The sequence below is a fragment of the Globicatella sanguinis NBRC 15551 genome (assembly GCF_001552295.1).
In the GTDB taxonomy this organism is placed as follows: Bacteria; Bacillota; Bacilli; order Lactobacillales; family Aerococcaceae; genus Globicatella; species Globicatella sanguinis.
Genome location: NZ_BCQX01000049.1, coordinates 1 through 16,483, shown reverse-complemented (window position 1 = coordinate 16,483; position 16,483 = coordinate 1). Strand labels below are relative to the sequence as shown.

Sequence of the window (16,483 nt, the reverse complement as noted above, 5' to 3'; positions counted from 1 at the left end):
AGGCTACATGGTCTTCATCAGCTTCAATGTATAGGCAGTCTACTTGACGTTTTTCTCCCACCGGCAACGTAACAGAATCCGGGCAATACTTATGCACAATATTCTTGACGGTCTGACGACTATGAATCCCGATATGTTCGAAACTATCCAGGGTCGCTTGATAAGAATGCTTACTGGCCTTCTCGTAAATGGCTGCCTCTAAATCTAGATCCACGCGCTGGTGAGGTGTGAGCGATAAGTAATCATCCAATAAGTAACAGAACTCACCCGTTTGCTTATCTTTGTAATAACGCCTTGAAAGTTTAATATCACCGATCAGTGTGGAGATTGTTTTTTCATCATGGCTACGATGAACACGATATCTTGCTTTTCTTCCAGGGCTTTTAAAGAGTGATTCCTCAATCGTTGCACAGAGATCTTCTCCTAAATCGACTGAGAGTTGACGCATCGTATCGCGAATGGTTTTGATACACGTTGAAAAGTCTACTTCCCCTTGAATCGCTTGATGATATAAATCTGTCATCATTTTACTAATTTCTTGCATAACTTGTGTTACAATATTCATGGATAATCCTCTAACTTTCTGTGTGTGTTGGCTACTAACAGTATAGCAGAGGGTTATCTTTTTTGCTTTTAGCTTACCAACAGTTATTTTACACTAAGGGTAAACGATGACAACAAATTTCTATCAAAAATTAGAACTTCTTCCCCACCCGCAAGATCAAAAACAGTGGATCGCTGAAATTACCGGACCCGATGAAACTTACCATGTAAAACGTGAGTTTCTTCCTTTAGAAGAAGATCATTATCGTATTTATGATGGGTGGTATCAAATTCATGGAACATTTCCAAGTGCTCAGACTCCTTTTACAAAAGAGTATTGTTATGTCCAAGACGGTCAAATGGTTCGCAACCGTTCCTACCGACAAACTTTAAGTGAATTAGATCAAATTACTGCGTTTGAATCTAAAAGAGTGGAGCGGTTAAAAGATTACATTAAAGATCACTTAGACGATATTTACCAACAAGTACCTCATGAAATGGTTCAAGAGGCTTTATTTGAACAAAAAGACCAGCTATCTTTCATTAATACTTCCAGCGAACTATATCAAGGATTACACCAACTATTATTTCAAAAAGAGCGCTATATCAAGCGGTTTCAAGAGGGTATAAAAAAGTGGCATGAATTTGATCAAGATGCTTGACAAAGAAAAAAGGATGTGTTAAAGTTTAGGTAAGCCTAAACAAAGAGAACAAAAACACAAACAAATAAATCAATAGAATATTCTATTGTTTTTTACTGGACATTATTTAGGTTGCTCTAAACAATGTTTCAGAAAAGAAAGAAGGAATAATATGATAGAAGCGAATAATTTATCCGTTTCCTACAATAAATTCCTTGCCTTAGATGATGTCTCATTTAAATTGAAGACAGGGCAACTAATTGGAATTATTGGGCCAAACGGAGCGGGAAAATCAACGTTAATGAAAGCGATGTTAAATATTCTTCCCCATAGCGGAACAACGACCTATGACGGTCAGCATGTGAGTCAAGTAAGAAAGAAAATATCTTACGTCGAACAAAAGAATAACATCGACCATGATTTTCCGATTAACGTTTTAGATATGGTGGCTATCGGGTTTTACCGTCAACTAGGGTTATTTAAATTTCCCACCAAAGAGCAAAAAGACCAAGCGATGGAAGCCTTAAGACAAGTAGGACTCGAAGAATATTCCCATCGTCAAATTAGTGAACTTTCGGGGGGGCAATTTCAACGAGTGTTACTTGCTCGCGTTTTAGTTCAAGATGCGGGTTATATTTTTTTAGATGAACCATTTGTAGGAATTGACGCTAAAAGTGAAGCCATTATCGCTAAAATTTTACGTCAAATGAAAGGAGATGGTAAAACAATATTAATTGTTCACCATGATTTAAGTAAAGTAGCGGAGTACTTTGATAGTGTGATTTTACTTAAACAACAATTAATTGCTTATGGGACGGTTGAAGAGTGCTTTACTCCGCAGTATTTATCCGAAGCCTTTGGCGAAAGCATTTTAACCTCTACCCAATTTGTTGGAGGAGGTGCATCAAATGAGTAATTGGTCGACTGTATTTTCGATGCAACAAATCCAACAGTTCATCCAACAAGTAAAAGACTATGAGTTTTTACAAAAAGCGTTAACAACTTCAGTGATGGTTGGAGTCATTGCCGGAATATTAGGCTGCTTTATTATTTTAAGAGGATTAGCTTTAATGGGGGATGCGATTTCTCACGCAATTTTACCCGGTGTGGCGATTTCTTATATGATGGGAACGAACTTTTTCATCGGAGCGGCGATCACCGGCTTTATTACAGCATTACTGATTGGTCTCGTTCAACAGTCGAGTCGAATTAAAAGCGATGCGGCGATAGGGATTGTCTTTTCATCCTTTTTCGCGATCGGTGTTATTTTAATTCAAATGGCACAAAGCGCCACGGACTTAACAGAAATTTTGTTTGGTAATATTTTAACGGTTCAAGACAGCGACCGAAATATTACGATGGTAATCGGTGTGATTGTTATCATTCTAGTCGTTGCTTTTTATAAAGAATTACTTATTACCACCTTTGATCCAACAATGGCGGCTGCTTGGGGATACCCAACTAAATTAATTCATTATGGAATTATGGTGACGTTAACGTTAGTTACTGTAGCCTCACTGCAAGCTGTTGGTGCTATTTTAGTTGTTGCTTTACTGATTACACCAGCTTCGACAGCGTATCTATTAACAAACAACTTACGAAATATGTTAATTCTTTCGGCTGTTTTTGGTGTTATTTCTTCAGTGGTCGGATTGTATATTAGTTTTGTTATTAACGTTCCGTCAGGAGCAGCGATTGTATTATGTGCCACAGTAATGTTTGTTTTAGCCTTTTTATTTGCACCTAATAACGGCTACGTCTGGCGTTTAGCTCATAAATTATCTAAATAGTAGGAAGGTATGATTAAATGAAACGTTTATTGAAAGTATTATGTGCGATCAACTTAATTTTAATGATGGGATTAAGTATCGCAACCACAGCTCATGCAGATGAACCGCTAAAAGTGGTTTCAAGTTTTTCTCTCTTAACTGATATGTTAGAAAGTATCGGCCAAGATCATATTGAAGTCTATAACTTAGTTCCAGTTGGAACTGATCCTCATGAATATGAACCTTTACCAGAAGACATTATGAAAGCGACTGACGCGGATTTAATGTTTTATAACGGATTAAACTTAGAAGGATCCGAAAATGGTTGGTTTATGAAATTAGCTAATTCAGTGAAGAAGTCACCAGAACAACTCATCGAAGTTGCTAAAGACGTAGAACCACAATATTTAAAAGATGAAGAAGGAAGGCAAGAAATTAACCCTCATGCCTTTGCAGATCCTAACGTAGGTATAAAAATGGCTCAACGAATTGTAGAGGTCTTAAAAGAACAAGATCCAAATAATGAAGTGGTCTATCAAGAAAACGCTGAAGCTTATATTAAAGAGTTAGAAGCAATTCGCGATGAATATGAAGAAAAATTGGGCAGTTTAGAAGGTAACCAGCGTAACTTTATTGCTAGCGAACATGCTTTCCAATATATGACTCAATCTTTTAACTTAAATCATGGTTATATTTGGGCAATTGATACCGATGAAAATGGTTCGCCCGCTCAAATTCAATCAGCGATTCAATGGGTCAAAGATAATAACCCACCGGTATTGTTCGTTGAATCAAACGTTGATAGACGTCCAATGCAAACCGTATCGAAGGAAACGGGCGTTGAGATTTATGAAGAGCCGGTTTATTCCGACGAAATCGGTGAAAAAGGTTCACCCGCGGATACCTATTTAAAGTATTTACAAACGAATTTAGATGTTATTTATAACGGTTTAAATCAATAAATAGTTAGAAGTCACTTAACATAGTGGCTTCTTTTTTTGGTTATTTGTTTAGTCGCTAAAATCGTGGTAAAATCATAAGAAGATTGAATCGCTTGATGATATAAATCTGTCATCATTTTACTAATTTCTTGCATAACTTGTGTTACAATATTCATGGATAACCCTCTAACTTTCTGTGTGTTTTGGATACTAACAGTATAGCAGAGGGTTATCTTTTTTGCTTTTAGCTTACCAACAGTTATTTTACACTAAGTTATAATCATTTTCTATTCTATTTTTTATTTTTGTATATTCCTTATCATTAATTAATTTAAGATCATAAAGTCTACATAACATAGCAACTCTCATGCTATAAATCTTTATTGCTTGCATTTTAACCTCCTATATAAGTTGATTTTTTTTACCTTGATAAGTGGATTAAATCTGAAATATGCTAATTCCACATAAGCAACTTCAAGAATATTGGCACTTCAAAGTATTTTTGTTTTTATAGCAAGATGACAAAATACCCCTCACTTTATAAAGTGAAATTTGCCCTCTTTGGTAACCAAAGTTTTTATTTTTTATAGTATTTTTGAGTTTCAATGATTAATTTGAACAATCGAGTAGGGGCTAATTTATAGCCCCTCTCACACCACCCGTACGTGCCGTTCGGCATACGGCGGTTCAATATTTTCTTGTATCATATTATTTATTACTGATGCTTCTATTTAACTTTATTCTTTTTGTATCCGAACCTTGAGAAATGAATACGTCATTCCTTGTGTTCCATCAAGTCATAGTACATCCTTTTCAAATATTACAATAAATATCGTTCCTCCCTTCGCTCCATTTCTATTACAGAAACTTCTTCACTACTATGGAGTCTGCTGACTTCTCACTATTCGTTGTTACTACTGGCTCGCTAGTGTGTTTATGGCAAACTAAAAATGTAGGTTATGGCACTTCTTTTATGCATGTCCTATAGGGCCATGCATAAAAGAAAAAGCCACTTGCTAACAACTCAATAATTAACTACACTTCCTGTTGGACCCATTATTCTGGCAGGAGGTAGATTAGGAGTGTTAGAAGTGACTGAAATTAATTATATCAGACAACAAGTGAACGGAAAAGGGCATACATATGCAGAGGTTGCGAGAAGAACAAATAGAGACCCAAGAACCGTACAGAAATATGCGGATCTAGATGAATTCCAACCTGAATTGAAAGGAAGGAAACATCAACCCTCTCCGGTTATGGATCCGGTGAAAGAGATTGTGGATCAGTGGTTGAGGGAAGATTTGAAGAAGAAAAAGAAATATCGGAGAACTGCGAAGCGTATTTGGGAGTTATTAAAGGAAGAGTGTGGATTTAAAGGTTCAGACCGAACGGTGAGAGCATATGTCTCTAAGCGGAAAATAGAATTACTTGAAGAGATGGAAGCAAACGATGAGGCAGCTCTTCCGTTAGAAGCAAGTCCAGGGGATGCCCAGGTAGACTTTGGAGAGGCACCGTTTAAGGTAGAGGGAGAAGTCATAGAACTTCCGTATCTGGTTATGTCTTTCCCGTACAGTAATGCATTTCTGGTTCAGGTGTTTGAGTCCCAGAATCAAGACTGTTTCTTGGAAGGCATGAAACGACTCTTTCATCACCTTGGGGGTGTACCTAGAAGAGTTCGTTTTGATAACTTATCACCTGCGGTGAAAAAGATTCTTCCTCATGGAAGACGTGAACTGACGGAGGGATTTGAAAGGTTTGTCTTACACTACGGTTTCGAATATGAATTTTGTAATCCAGGTTCAGGGAATGAAAAAGGTCATGTGGAAGCAATGGTTAAGTATGTTCGTAATAATTTCTTCTTACCAGAACGAAGAGTATTTCAATTAGACGAATTCAATACCAAGTTGTGGGGAGAAGCTGAAAAAGATCGTCATCGCCAACATTATGAGAAAAAGGAAGAAATCAGTAAATTATTCGAAGAAGATAAGCATGCATTTTTACACTTACCGGCCAAGGAGTATAGTTGTGTACGCTATGAAACTTTGAAAGCTGATAAATATGGGTTTGTCCAAGTGGATACAAAAAAATACTCCACTTCCCCACGTTACGCAAAACAAAAAGTCTTGGTGGCAATCACATATGATCAAGTTACTATCCTTTCGGATAGATACGAAAAAATTGTAAGACATAACCGAATCTACGGAAATGCATCAAAATCAATGGTATGGCAACCCTACCTATCTCTTATGGCCACAAGGCCAACAGCTTTGAAATATACGACGTTCTATGGCCAATTACCGGAACGCTGGCGAAGCTATTTGAATGAATGCACCGTTGAGGAGAAGAAAGAAGCTCTCAAACTATTATCAACATTACTGAAAGAACATAGTTTAGAAAAGGCAACAGAAGCGTTGGAGATAGCTTCTAAAAGGAGCCATCCATCTTCCGAATCAATCAAACAGGTTTTCCATCAACTTATTCACGGGCGAGGTTATCGTGATACGTTGGAGATGAAGCCTAGCATCCCTGTCATGCCAGTCGCTGAGCGAGGGATTAAGAAATATGATGTCTTCTTTTCCTCTGAAAGGAGGCAGGCATAATGCATGAAATGATTCAGGAGTACGCAAAGCGATTAAAACTCAGCTGGATTCGTGAGAATTTCCATACGGTGAACATAGAAGATCCTCAACAATACTTATTAACACTTTTTGAAAAGGAAGTGGAACAGCGTGAGGAGCGTAAGATAAACCTATTATTCAAAACGGCAACGCTGCCGAACGTGTCTGGTAATCCTTTTGATTGGACAGATATTCAATTGGGTCAGGGGTTAAGTCAAGAATCGGTATTAGAAGGAGAATTTATCGAGGCAAAGGAAAATATGATTTTTTATGGTGGAGTAGGTGCAGGTAAAACCTACCTCTCTACGCTCATAGGAATCAATGTCATACAGAAGTATGGCAAGCGAGTGAAGTTCTATACCGTTGCTTCATTGGCAAATGAGCTGTTGGAAGCGAATGAAAAAGGTACGTTGACCAGGCTGTTTAACAGAATAGATAAGCTTGATCTATTAATATTAGATGAGCTAGGCTATATTCCATTGCATAAGCAAGGTGCAGAACTACTGTTTCAAGTGATATCTATGTGTTATGAAAAACGGAGCATTATCATTACTACCAATCTTCAATTCGGACAGTGGAACCATGTCTTTGGCGATCCGATTCTAACGGAAGCCGTAGTGGATCGCCTAATCCACCACTCCCACCTCATTCTGTTTGGGGGTGAAAGTAAACGAATGAAAGAGTCTATGATGATGAAAAATTAGAGGTTGGCAAGTGGTTTACAAAAAGGGCTGCCGTTTCATACATTTTACACTTGCCAAATACAGCTAGTGAGACCTCACGGGATAAGCCCTAATACTTTCATCGTTTACTTGCAGAATTTACGCCTTGGGTTTACGGTTACCTTTTGGGTCTTTGCTATCTTTGGCTAGCTTGCCCACCTATTACGCCTTGTATTCTGTTCCTGTTCGTCAAGCCACGATTTCGCTATTGCTTCTTCTCTCCTAGATGTCGCCATCTAAAACTTGCAAGTAGCTATTAGATTCGTCGGTAACTACGCTCTGTAGGGAATTTCACCCCAGCATTAGAACATGCCCGTCATACTAAAAAAAGGACTTATGCTACTGGGCATAAATCCTCTTTTCTAAATTTTATTGTTCAAAGACTTTAATATTTCTTACTATCAATTATTTAATTTCCATGATTCCGCCTTAGCTTTTGCATTGATAAGGTCAGAATAAAGTCCATCATTCTTAATCAGTTCTTCATGATCTCCACGTTCTACTATTTCTCCATCTTTTAAGACTAAAATCTGGTCAGCATTTCTAATTGTCTTTAGTCTATGGGCAATCATTATTACCGTCTTATTTTTTGTTAATGATTCTATTGCTTCTTTAAGCTTATCTTCATTTTCTGGGTCTATATTTGCTGTTGCTTCGTCAAAGATTATGATTTCCGCGTCTTTTAGCATGGCTCTGGCTATGGAGATTCTTTGTTTTTCTCCACCAGATAGGCTTGCTCCACCTTCCCCAATGATAGTGTCATATCCTTCTGGTAAAGCTTCTATAAATTCATGGCACCTTGCCTTCTTTGCAGCTTCTACAACTTCTTCATGGCTTGCATTTTGTTTTCCAAATTTTATATTGTTTTCAATTGTATCCTCAAATAGATATACATCTTGAAATACCATGGAAATTGAATTCATAAGGTTTTCTATCTTATAGTCCTTAATATTCTTTCCACCTATTAAAATTTCTCCAGAATTTACATCCCAAAATCTTGCTATTAGATTACAAAATGTTGTTTTACCAGATCCAGATGGTCCGACAATGGCAGTCATAGTATTTTCTTTTATCTCTGCTGATACATTTTTTAAAATTTGTCTATCATCATAAGAAAAGCTGACATTTTTAAATACAATATCATGATTTTTTATTGGCTCTGTAATACTTCCTTCTTTCATATCTTCCATATCATTTACATAAGAATAAGAATCTATTGCATTCTCAACCATTCTTAGCATAGCCATAGCAGAGCCAGATGTTATAAGCCCATCAAATATTACAAAACTTGCTATAAGTATCATAATAGTATTGACTATTTGACCATTTTCAACAAAATATAATTTTATTGAAATAAACAACATCAAACAAATTGTTATAGCTATTATGATTTTAGCTAATAAACTATATGGCATTATAGTTTTTTCTAAATCAAAAGAATATTCACTAGCACTATCAAAGCTCTTGTCAAGTTTTTTATTATTACTTCCTCGTAGATTATATGATTTTATAATTTGCATTCCTTGCAATGTTGATAAGACTTCTTTGGTAAGTGATACCTGAATCTCATGAATCTTATCTGCATTTTTACTTGACCTTTTTTGCATACGAGCAATGATCATTAAAAATACAATAGAACCAACTATTGCTACAATACCTACCTTATAAGAAAACAAAAATAAGGATAAGATAAAAACAATAGCATTAAGCATGCCACCGAAAACCATAATACACAAAGTTGGAACCCAAGTCTCTACATTATCTAAGTTAGTAGTCGCAATAGTTGTTAAATTTCCTAAACTTAAACTTGAGAAGAATCCCATGGGAACTTTTTTTATTTTTTCACCTAATTCAATTCTCTTGTGTCCAGCCATAAAATATCCGGCATGTGTTTGTTTGAGCATAGAGGAATTTTTTGAAATAATTACTCCGGCTATACTAATTAATAAAAATAAACTTGATATTCCTATTGTTTTAAAGCTTATATCCTTGTTTACTATCCCAAAAATCGCATAATAAATGGCTGCAAATTGTAGAGCATTAAAAATAGAACCGAAAAAATTAGCAAAGATTGATTTTTTTAGATACACTTGTTCTTCAATAGAAAAATTCCATATTTTTTTAAAAACACTAAGCATTTTCTTCTCCTTTCAAGGCAGTTTCCCAAAGATTGTGATAATCTTTTGATTCCTTCAAAAGCTCTTCATGACTTCCTTTACATGCAAGTTCTCCATTTTTAATTACAAATATATTATCTACATCTGTTATTGTCTTTAAACGATGGGCAATTATAATTAGAGTTTTCCCTTTAACAAGCTCTGATATTGCATCTTGAATCAAGGCTTCATTTTCAGGATCGATATAAGAGGTAGCCTCGTCTAAAATAACTATTGGAGCATTCTTTATCATAGCTCTTGCAATTGATATTCTTTGCCTTTCTCCTCCAGACAAATGTTTACCAGCTTCTCCTACCCTTGTATCATATCCATCTGACAAGTTCATTATAAAATCATGGCAGGCTGCTTTCTTACATACTTCAATTATTTCCTCATCACTGGCATTTTTATTTCCTATTCTGATGTTATCTTTAATTGACATATCAAAAAGAAAATTATCTTGTGCTACATAGGAAATAACAGTAGATAACTTTTCAAGGGACATATCTTTGATATTTACATTTCCTATACTTATAGAACCACTATCTACGTCCCAAAATCCTGAAATTAGTTTTGCAATAGTCGACTTTCCCGAACCCGATTCGCCTACTAAAGCATTCACACTTCCTTCTTCTATATTTATATTTATATTGTTTAGGACTTGCTTATCTTTTTCATAAGAAAAATCTACGTTTTTTATCTCTATATTATAATTTTTTATATCCAAATTTTCATTTTTATGAGATAATTCTCTCGCAGAAAGTATATTTTTAATCTCCTCGAAAATAGTTGACATTCTTCCAATATCATCTTCAAAAGTCATTACTCTCATAATATTTTGGATAGTCCCGAAAGAAAGAATTATCAATGTTAAAAATACACCACTATCTAGTGAACCATTCATACAGAAATATAAACCAAATGGTATAATTGTCAAAATACCAACTGGAGCAATAGACATACTTATCGCATAGTCTCTTGTATTTTCTCCCATCCAATCATAATAGTAATTTGCCTTTTTATACACATTGTCCCTGTATTTTCTATAAGATTTTTCGCCTTGATTAAATGTTTTAATAACCTCTATTCCATTTATATATTCAACCACGGAATTATTCATATCTTGACCAATTTTAACTGCTTGTGGAAACTTTACCTTCATTCTTTTCATCGGTCCTGCCATAAAAAATCCACCAATAACTAATGGAATTAAAGATATTAAACTTAGTCTATAATCTAAAATTAACATGTAAACAAATAATATTATAGGTCCGACTAAATTAGCTGTCATCTCAGGTATCATATGAGCCAATGTTGTTTCAGTATTATCGACTTGATTTACAATTATGTCTTTTAACTTACCAGTAGATTCATTCAATATATCTCCTAATGGCATATTAAATAATTTTTCCATAAGGCTTTTTCTTATATCTCGTATTATTTTATAGGCTGTTTTATGAGAAATCATTGTTGACAAAAACATAAACACTTCTTTGATTATAAGACATGAAAGTATCAAGAAAATTTTATTTATATAGTAATAAAAATCTTGGCTACCATCAATTAATGATATAATCATCTTACTTAGAATAATATATACAAAAAGATTTGAAATTACTCCAAGTATTGCAAACAAGACAGAAATAAAATATGGTGCTTTATTTCTCTTAATGTATTTTTTTAATAGATCCATAAATTTAACTCCTTTCATCATCTTTTTTCATTACATTTATAAAATAAGTCTCTATCATTTCAGTTAGATATATCTTATTTTTTGTAAAATTCTCACGTGCATTCAAAATTTCGCAAGCCATCAATCCAGAATTCATAATATTAATCATAAATTCAAATGTTTCATCAGAAGGTAACACGTTAAACAAAGTAGAAAACAATTCTTTAAATACTTGTATGGACTCTTTTTTTATTTTCACATATAATTCTTTCAGATCATCATTTTCTTTTAACTCACATAAAAACATAACATAAAGCTTTACATAATCATTATCTGCAAGTATCTTGTCTATAATCATTCTCGAAAACAACTTCGGACTTAATATTAAACCTTCATCATAAATTGATTTTTGAATAATATCCTTTCTATTTAAATTACCTTCTACCATAATGTCATATAAGATTTCATGCGTAGAACCATAATGATGATACAAGCCACCTCTAGAAAGCCCAGTAGCTTCCATAATGTCATTCATAACTGTATTTCTAAACCCTTTGTCCAAAAATACTTTCATAGCTGCTTGTCTAATCTGCTTTTTTCTTTCATCAGCTTCCATTTTCATTTCATAAACAACCTCCATACCGACACCCTTGTCGGTATTATTGTATCAGTGCTGATAATCATTGTCAATAGCTTCGCTTATACTTCTTTATTAATTTTTTTAAATGCGGTATAATTAATCATAACTTAATACACGCTTAACGCTTATAACTTTAATAGCAAGCACAGTAAGTGAGTACCCACTTACGAAAAATTGATGAAGCAGAACCTTTATGGACTGCTTCTTTTTTTATCAATTTTACCTTGTTAGGGAGAACCCTAAGACCCCAATATTTTATGATAAGGAGAACTACTATGGATAATAGAAAGAGAAAAAATCAGCTTAAAATATATTTAACAGATGAAGAAAAAGAAGTTTTTGAAAAGAAAATGAAACTTGCTAATTGTAAAACTATGTCCCACTTTCTTAGGAAATGTGTATTGGAAAAAGAAATTTATGTTGTAGATTTAGAACCATTCAGAAACCTACAATGGCTGCTTTCAAATGCAACAAAGAATATAAACCAAATTGCAAAAGTAACTAATACAACTGGTGTTATTTACAAAAATGAAATTGAGTTTATGAATAAGCAGATAGAAAAATTATCAAAAGAAATATGGCAGATCCATTCCCTACTTCTTAATAAATCAAAGGAAAGTTCTGGTGATTAGTATGGCAATTACAAAAATACATCCTATAAAATCAACTATAAATTTGGAAATAGACTATATAACTAAGAGTGAAAAAACCGATGAAAAAATCTTGGTATCTTCATTCAAATGCCATCCGTCTACTGCCCATACACAATTTTTAAGGACATGAAATGATGCAGGAACAAAGGGAAATGTTCTTGCAAGGCATCTTATTCAATACTTTTTATCGGGAGAAACCACGCCTGAAATAGCACATCAGATTGGTATGAAACTCTGTAAAAAATATCAAGAAATGAGTACGAATTTGTCTTATCTACTCACATAGACAAAGGACATATTCACATTCACATCATTTTCAACAATGTAAATATGGTAACGGCGGATGCTACCTGTCTAATAAGAAAAGCTATCATAAAATCCGTTATTAGAGCGATAAACTATGCAAAGAAAACAACCTATCTGTCATTGATGAGTTTTACGAAAGTTACAAGAAAAAAATACCATCATGCAAAAGTATTCTTACTCCAAATCTACTATGGACGAGCTTTATAAAATACGAAAGAACTATGGTATTTACATGGGTAAAGAGATGGAGAGATATCGTCTCTCCATCTCTATTAACTATTTTATTTTTTTAAATGATATATATCTTCAATATAATTTCCTGGAAAATCCTCAATGTTTAATTTGTACATATTTAAATACACTTGAATTTTGTCATCAGATAATGAATCTAATTCGTATTTTCTGATTTCTTTTACAAACTTTTTTAGATTATCTTTTAGCTTTTTTAAACCATTCCTTCTCATCACGAAAACTTTCTCATTAAAATCCGCATCATGTGCTAACTGTTTAGTAGGAATTATCATTATACGCAAAACATCTACAAGTTCCCCATACTCTTCCTTAAACCATCCACAATGATTATTAAATTGACCTACTTCAGATTTTTTTATAGCACTTCGATTTTCGTTCACTTCATTTTTACACTCAAAAAAAACATATTTTTTATTTGAAACGCACCATAAATTATCCGGACCCTTTCTAATTTCTTTATCTGGGCGTTGACTAACATAGCCTAAAATTTCGCCTAAGTTTTTTAATGCAGATTCAAATTTTTCAGCCGCAATGCCAAAAGAAAGATTTTCTATCAGTTCATTTATATAAAGATTAAATTCATCAAAACTGTCATATTTTCCAATATATCTTTTGAATCTATTTATTCTATTTTCATTCAGAAAAGAGATTTTTGAATATGCTATTCCCTCTTTAGGCTTTAATAATTGAGGATTCTTTTTAAATGCGGACTTTTGAAGTATTTTTGATTTTTCCTCTGAGTACATATATGCATATCTTGCCATCTGCTCTAAATACCAGCCTTTTTCTAAATCATCATTGATAAACTTATCAATGAATTTTTGTGTCCTGTCTACAGCAAGTTCATATTCTCCTTGTGAAAATAACTTTTCTAATTCATTTTCTTCTGAGTATCTGTTATAAATTTTATTTTCTACGTTATCTTGAATAATTGCATTCATTTCACCAGTGTAATACTCTTTCCACCCTTCATCCCTTTTAAGAATTTGATTTATTAGTGAAACAATCTGCTTCATAGGCTGATCTTCTTCACTAATTTCTTCTTTTGCCATTTTTGCGACTTCAAACCCAATCTCTATTTGTTTCTGTGTCTGGGCAGAAAAATATTTTCTTGTTAACACTCCTCTCATAAATTTTTCTATATCAGATCCTATTACAAGAATAGCACAATAATCTTTTTCTCCTCGAACAGCCCTTCCTAATCCTTGTTCAATCTTTTGTGCTATTTTTTTATTTATAATTTCACTATTAGGGCAACATTTTTCTTCATATCTATCAGAGAAGTTGTCTAGAAATGGCATTGAATCCATTATCAAAACTCTGCAGCTTTCATCTGGCAAATCAATCCCATCATATCTATTATTTATCACAACGGTTTTTTCAAAATTATTTTTTCTTAGATCATCTATCACAGAAAATAATTCTTGATTATTTTGTGGAAGTTTTGAACCTAATTTACTGTAATAGATAGCTCTTTTTGTATTAGGAACTATTGCGACGATACCAAACTTCTTAACATTTATTGATGCAAATTTAGTTGCAACTAAGTCTCTATCACAGGTTTCATCTATTAATGATGGCATCAATATCATCTTTTCACCAGACCATCTTAATTGTGGATACACAATCGGATTAGCCACTGCATCAGTTGAAAAATTCAAACCCTTGACAAAAAAAATATCTTCTTGAGTCGTTGCAGACATTAAAATTCTTCTCTTAGCTTTTGAAAATGTCCCAAATTGTTCTACGTTAATGTTATATGGAGCAATCTCAATCTTACTTCCTGAAATAAAACAAGAATATTCTATTATTTTATCCTTCATCAATGGCCACACAAACTTAATTTCATCCATATTGGTAAATTCAGATAGAATAGATAAAAGTTCAGTCCTTTTACTATTCCATGCCCAGTATGGAACCATCATGAAAGTTTCGTATTCTCCAGATTTAATATCTAAATAGCTACCCTCACCTTGCTCTATTAAATCATCTGAAAACAAAGTGAGTATCCTACCGTAAATATCCTCGTTTCCGTTTTTATTTCTATTAATGGTTAAAGTAAATGAATTCTTTATGACATCTATACACGCATGGGAATCATCTAGAATTATTGTATTTGTCTTTGTGAAGTTATTTCCTAATCCAAAAATTGATTTTCCATTAAAAATTTTATGAGCATGTGTAATTAAAATTTTTTCACCTGATAAAAACTCATTAGGGATTTCATTATTATTATCAATTTCACAAAATGGAATACCGAATTTTTCAGCTTCCCAACAAACCTGTTTGACTAAATAAATATTAGGACAAACATATATACATGGCCCCTCTCCTAAATTAAGTGCTGATTGTAGTATTAGTAAACCAATTAAAGTTTTCCCTTCTCCAGTATGAAGCTTTACAATAAGATCTCTTTCATCTTTTCTATTGTTATACCACTCTTCCAAAGCATATTTTTGAACGGGTCTCAAAGGACCTGCAATACTCTTTCTATCAAGCGTATTATATAAATCAATAGGATTGGTAATTTTCGCCTTACTTTTTAAAGCAATTTTTTTCTTAAAATCTACCATTTTTAGTACCTCCATTTAATTTTATCATTTTCATTTATTTTCATTTATTAATAAAAATGTATCCCACAAATAGCGAACAAGAGTTATACTTGCTCCAACAGATAATTCTGCATGTCGTTTTGTTAATCCATTAAATTTTGCAGAACGACCATGCCCACTTCCATAATGATTTCTTAATTCAATTATTCCACTACTTAAACCATTAAGACTCCCTGTAATTTGTTTCACAATTTTTTCTTCTTCTAAATCCATCGCCACGCCTTTATTGGGAATATTCAATGAACTTAGAGTTTGTTTTACAAGTTGTCCCATATTTATTGAATCTTTTATAATTTCACCATTGCTTTCAATGATTGTTTTACAACAACTTTCTAGTAATTCTTTTGACTTTCCTATTGCTTCTGTCGGATTTTCATCACACATTGCTACCATCAAATCTATTTGCTGATTCATATATTTACTAGAAAATTTTTTCTTTAACTCTTCTGATACTTTAGAAAATTTCTTAGAATGTTTCTTTTCTCTTTCAATAATTTCCTTACACTTATTATAAAGAGATTTGTATGTGCTTCCGTTATAAGCTTTATCATCTGATTCTATTTCTAAGGAATATCGCACTTCATAATATTCCAATAAATCATCTAATAATTTTACTACCTTATCATCATCTCCTTCATTTATAAATTCATTTAACGACTTACCCTTTGATAAATTATATGTCTCACATAAAGCTATTCCTACACTATGCAATGTGAATTCGTCAAATCTATATGTAGAAAAATCTAAAACATACCCACCTCTATTTAACAAATCATTAAAGTATGTTCTTTCAATATAACTAATCATAAATTCCTCCAGTTTATTAAATTGTTCCAAGTTATATTAAGAATCGAACTTAATACACTCTACTATTTCCTCAATATCACAATCCAAAGCATTGCAAATTCTAAGCAAAACATCTGTAGTTACATTTTGCCCATTCTTCATTTTTTTGATT

At 33.3% G+C, this 16,483-nt stretch carries 16 protein-coding genes and 1 pseudogene; 8 read left to right on the top strand and 9 right to left on the bottom strand.

Going from position 1 to position 16,483, the window contains the following annotated elements; genetic code table 11:
• Positions 1-565 (bottom strand): UPF0236 family transposase-like protein (locus GSA01S_RS05620; protein WP_174519401.1); only part of this gene is annotated, 565 nt, incomplete at its 3' end.
• 106 nt (positions 566-671) lie between these two features.
• Between GSA01S_RS05620 and GSA01S_RS05615 the strand changes: the two genes are divergently transcribed.
• From GSA01S_RS05615 to GSA01S_RS05600, 4 genes are all read left to right on the top strand, one after another.
• Positions 672-1,205 (top strand): hypothetical protein, encoded by a 534-nt coding sequence (locus tag GSA01S_RS05615; RefSeq protein WP_006700815.1) that lies wholly within the window; start codon positions 672-674, stop codon positions 1,203-1,205.
• A 151-nt stretch (positions 1,206-1,356) separates the two neighbouring features.
• Positions 1,357-2,100 (top strand): metal ABC transporter ATP-binding protein, encoded by a 744-nt coding sequence (locus tag GSA01S_RS05610; protein WP_006700814.1) that lies wholly within the window; start codon positions 1,357-1,359, stop codon positions 2,098-2,100.
• 19 nt (positions 2,101-2,119) lie between these two features.
• Positions 2,120-2,974, top strand: a complete 855-nt coding sequence (locus GSA01S_RS05605; RefSeq protein ID WP_066125672.1) for a metal ABC transporter permease — start codon at positions 2,120-2,122, stop codon at positions 2,972-2,974.
• 17 nt (positions 2,975-2,991) lie between these two features.
• Positions 2,992-3,915, top strand: a complete 924-nt coding sequence (locus GSA01S_RS05600) for a metal ABC transporter solute-binding protein, Zn/Mn family (protein WP_066125670.1) — start codon at positions 2,992-2,994, stop codon at positions 3,913-3,915.
• A gap of 11 nt (positions 3,916-3,926) precedes the next feature.
• Here the strand turns inward: GSA01S_RS05600 and GSA01S_RS10730 are convergent, their stop codons facing one another.
• Together GSA01S_RS10730 and GSA01S_RS11200 are read right to left on the bottom strand one after the other, a co-directional pair.
• Positions 3,927-4,070, bottom strand: a complete 144-nt coding sequence (locus GSA01S_RS10730) for a hypothetical protein (RefSeq protein WP_156790210.1) — start codon at positions 4,068-4,070, stop codon at positions 3,927-3,929.
• An 88-nt stretch (positions 4,071-4,158) separates the two neighbouring features.
• Positions 4,159-4,287: a hypothetical protein gene (locus GSA01S_RS11200; RefSeq protein WP_281176412.1), complete on the bottom strand. Its 129-nt coding sequence runs from the start codon at positions 4,285-4,287 to the stop codon at positions 4,159-4,161.
• 689 nt (positions 4,288-4,976) lie between these two features.
• On the opposite strand from GSA01S_RS11200, the gene istA reads away from it, so the two are divergent.
• Together istA and istB are read left to right on the top strand one after the other, a co-directional pair.
• Positions 4,977-6,494, top strand: a complete 1,518-nt coding sequence (gene istA, locus GSA01S_RS05595; protein ID WP_066125668.1) for an IS21 family transposase — start codon at positions 4,977-4,979, stop codon at positions 6,492-6,494.
• Positions 6,494-7,216 (top strand): IS21-like element helper ATPase IstB, encoded by a 723-nt coding sequence (istB, locus tag GSA01S_RS05590; RefSeq protein WP_066125666.1) that lies wholly within the window; start codon positions 6,494-6,496, stop codon positions 7,214-7,216. The genes istA and istB overlap by 1 nt, the downstream gene beginning before the upstream one ends.
• A gap of 419 nt (positions 7,217-7,635) precedes the next feature.
• Here istB and GSA01S_RS05585 read toward each other — a convergent pair whose 3' ends face one another.
• The 3 genes from GSA01S_RS05585 to GSA01S_RS05575 are packed head-to-tail and all read right to left on the bottom strand — an operon-like array spanning position 7,636 to position 11,684.
• Entirely contained in the window at positions 7,636-9,372 is a 1,737-nt protein-coding gene (locus GSA01S_RS05585; RefSeq protein ID WP_066125664.1) for an ABC transporter ATP-binding protein, read from the bottom strand.
• Positions 9,365-11,083 carry an ABC transporter ATP-binding protein gene (locus GSA01S_RS05580; protein ID WP_066125662.1) on the bottom strand — a complete coding sequence of 573 codons (1,719 nt, stop codon included), beginning with the start codon at positions 11,081-11,083 and terminating at the stop codon, positions 9,365-9,367. The genes GSA01S_RS05585 and GSA01S_RS05580 overlap by 8 nt, the downstream gene beginning before the upstream one ends.
• A 4-nt stretch (positions 11,084-11,087) precedes the next feature.
• Positions 11,088-11,684, bottom strand: coding sequence for a TetR/AcrR family transcriptional regulator (locus GSA01S_RS05575; RefSeq protein WP_066125660.1), 597 nt, complete (start codon positions 11,682-11,684; stop codon positions 11,088-11,090).
• Between the two features lie 293 nt (positions 11,685-11,977).
• On the opposite strand from GSA01S_RS05575, the gene GSA01S_RS05570 reads away from it, so the two are divergent.
• Together GSA01S_RS05570 and GSA01S_RS10505 are read left to right on the top strand one after the other, a co-directional pair.
• Positions 11,978-12,334: a plasmid mobilization protein gene (locus tag GSA01S_RS05570; RefSeq protein ID WP_066125659.1), complete on the top strand. Its 357-nt coding sequence runs from the start codon at positions 11,978-11,980 to the stop codon at positions 12,332-12,334.
• Position 12,335: 1 nt separating this feature from the next.
• A pseudogene (locus GSA01S_RS10505) lies at positions 12,336-12,813 on the top strand (relaxase/mobilization nuclease domain-containing protein); the annotation flags it as partial.
• Between the two features lie 129 nt (positions 12,814-12,942).
• Here GSA01S_RS10505 and GSA01S_RS05565 read toward each other — a convergent pair.
• The 3 genes from GSA01S_RS05565 to GSA01S_RS05555 form a co-directional block, all read right to left on the bottom strand.
• Positions 12,943-15,486 (bottom strand): DEAD/DEAH box helicase, encoded by a 2,544-nt coding sequence (locus tag GSA01S_RS05565; RefSeq protein WP_066125657.1) that lies wholly within the window; start codon positions 15,484-15,486, stop codon positions 12,943-12,945.
• A 30-nt stretch (positions 15,487-15,516) separates the two neighbouring features.
• Entirely contained in the window at positions 15,517-16,332 is an 816-nt protein-coding gene (locus tag GSA01S_RS05560; protein WP_019125096.1) for an abortive infection family protein, read from the bottom strand.
• A gap of 36 nt (positions 16,333-16,368) precedes the next feature.
• Positions 16,369-16,483: helix-turn-helix domain-containing protein (locus tag GSA01S_RS05555; RefSeq protein ID WP_157064778.1), on the bottom strand; the 115-nt coding region annotated here is incomplete at its 5' end.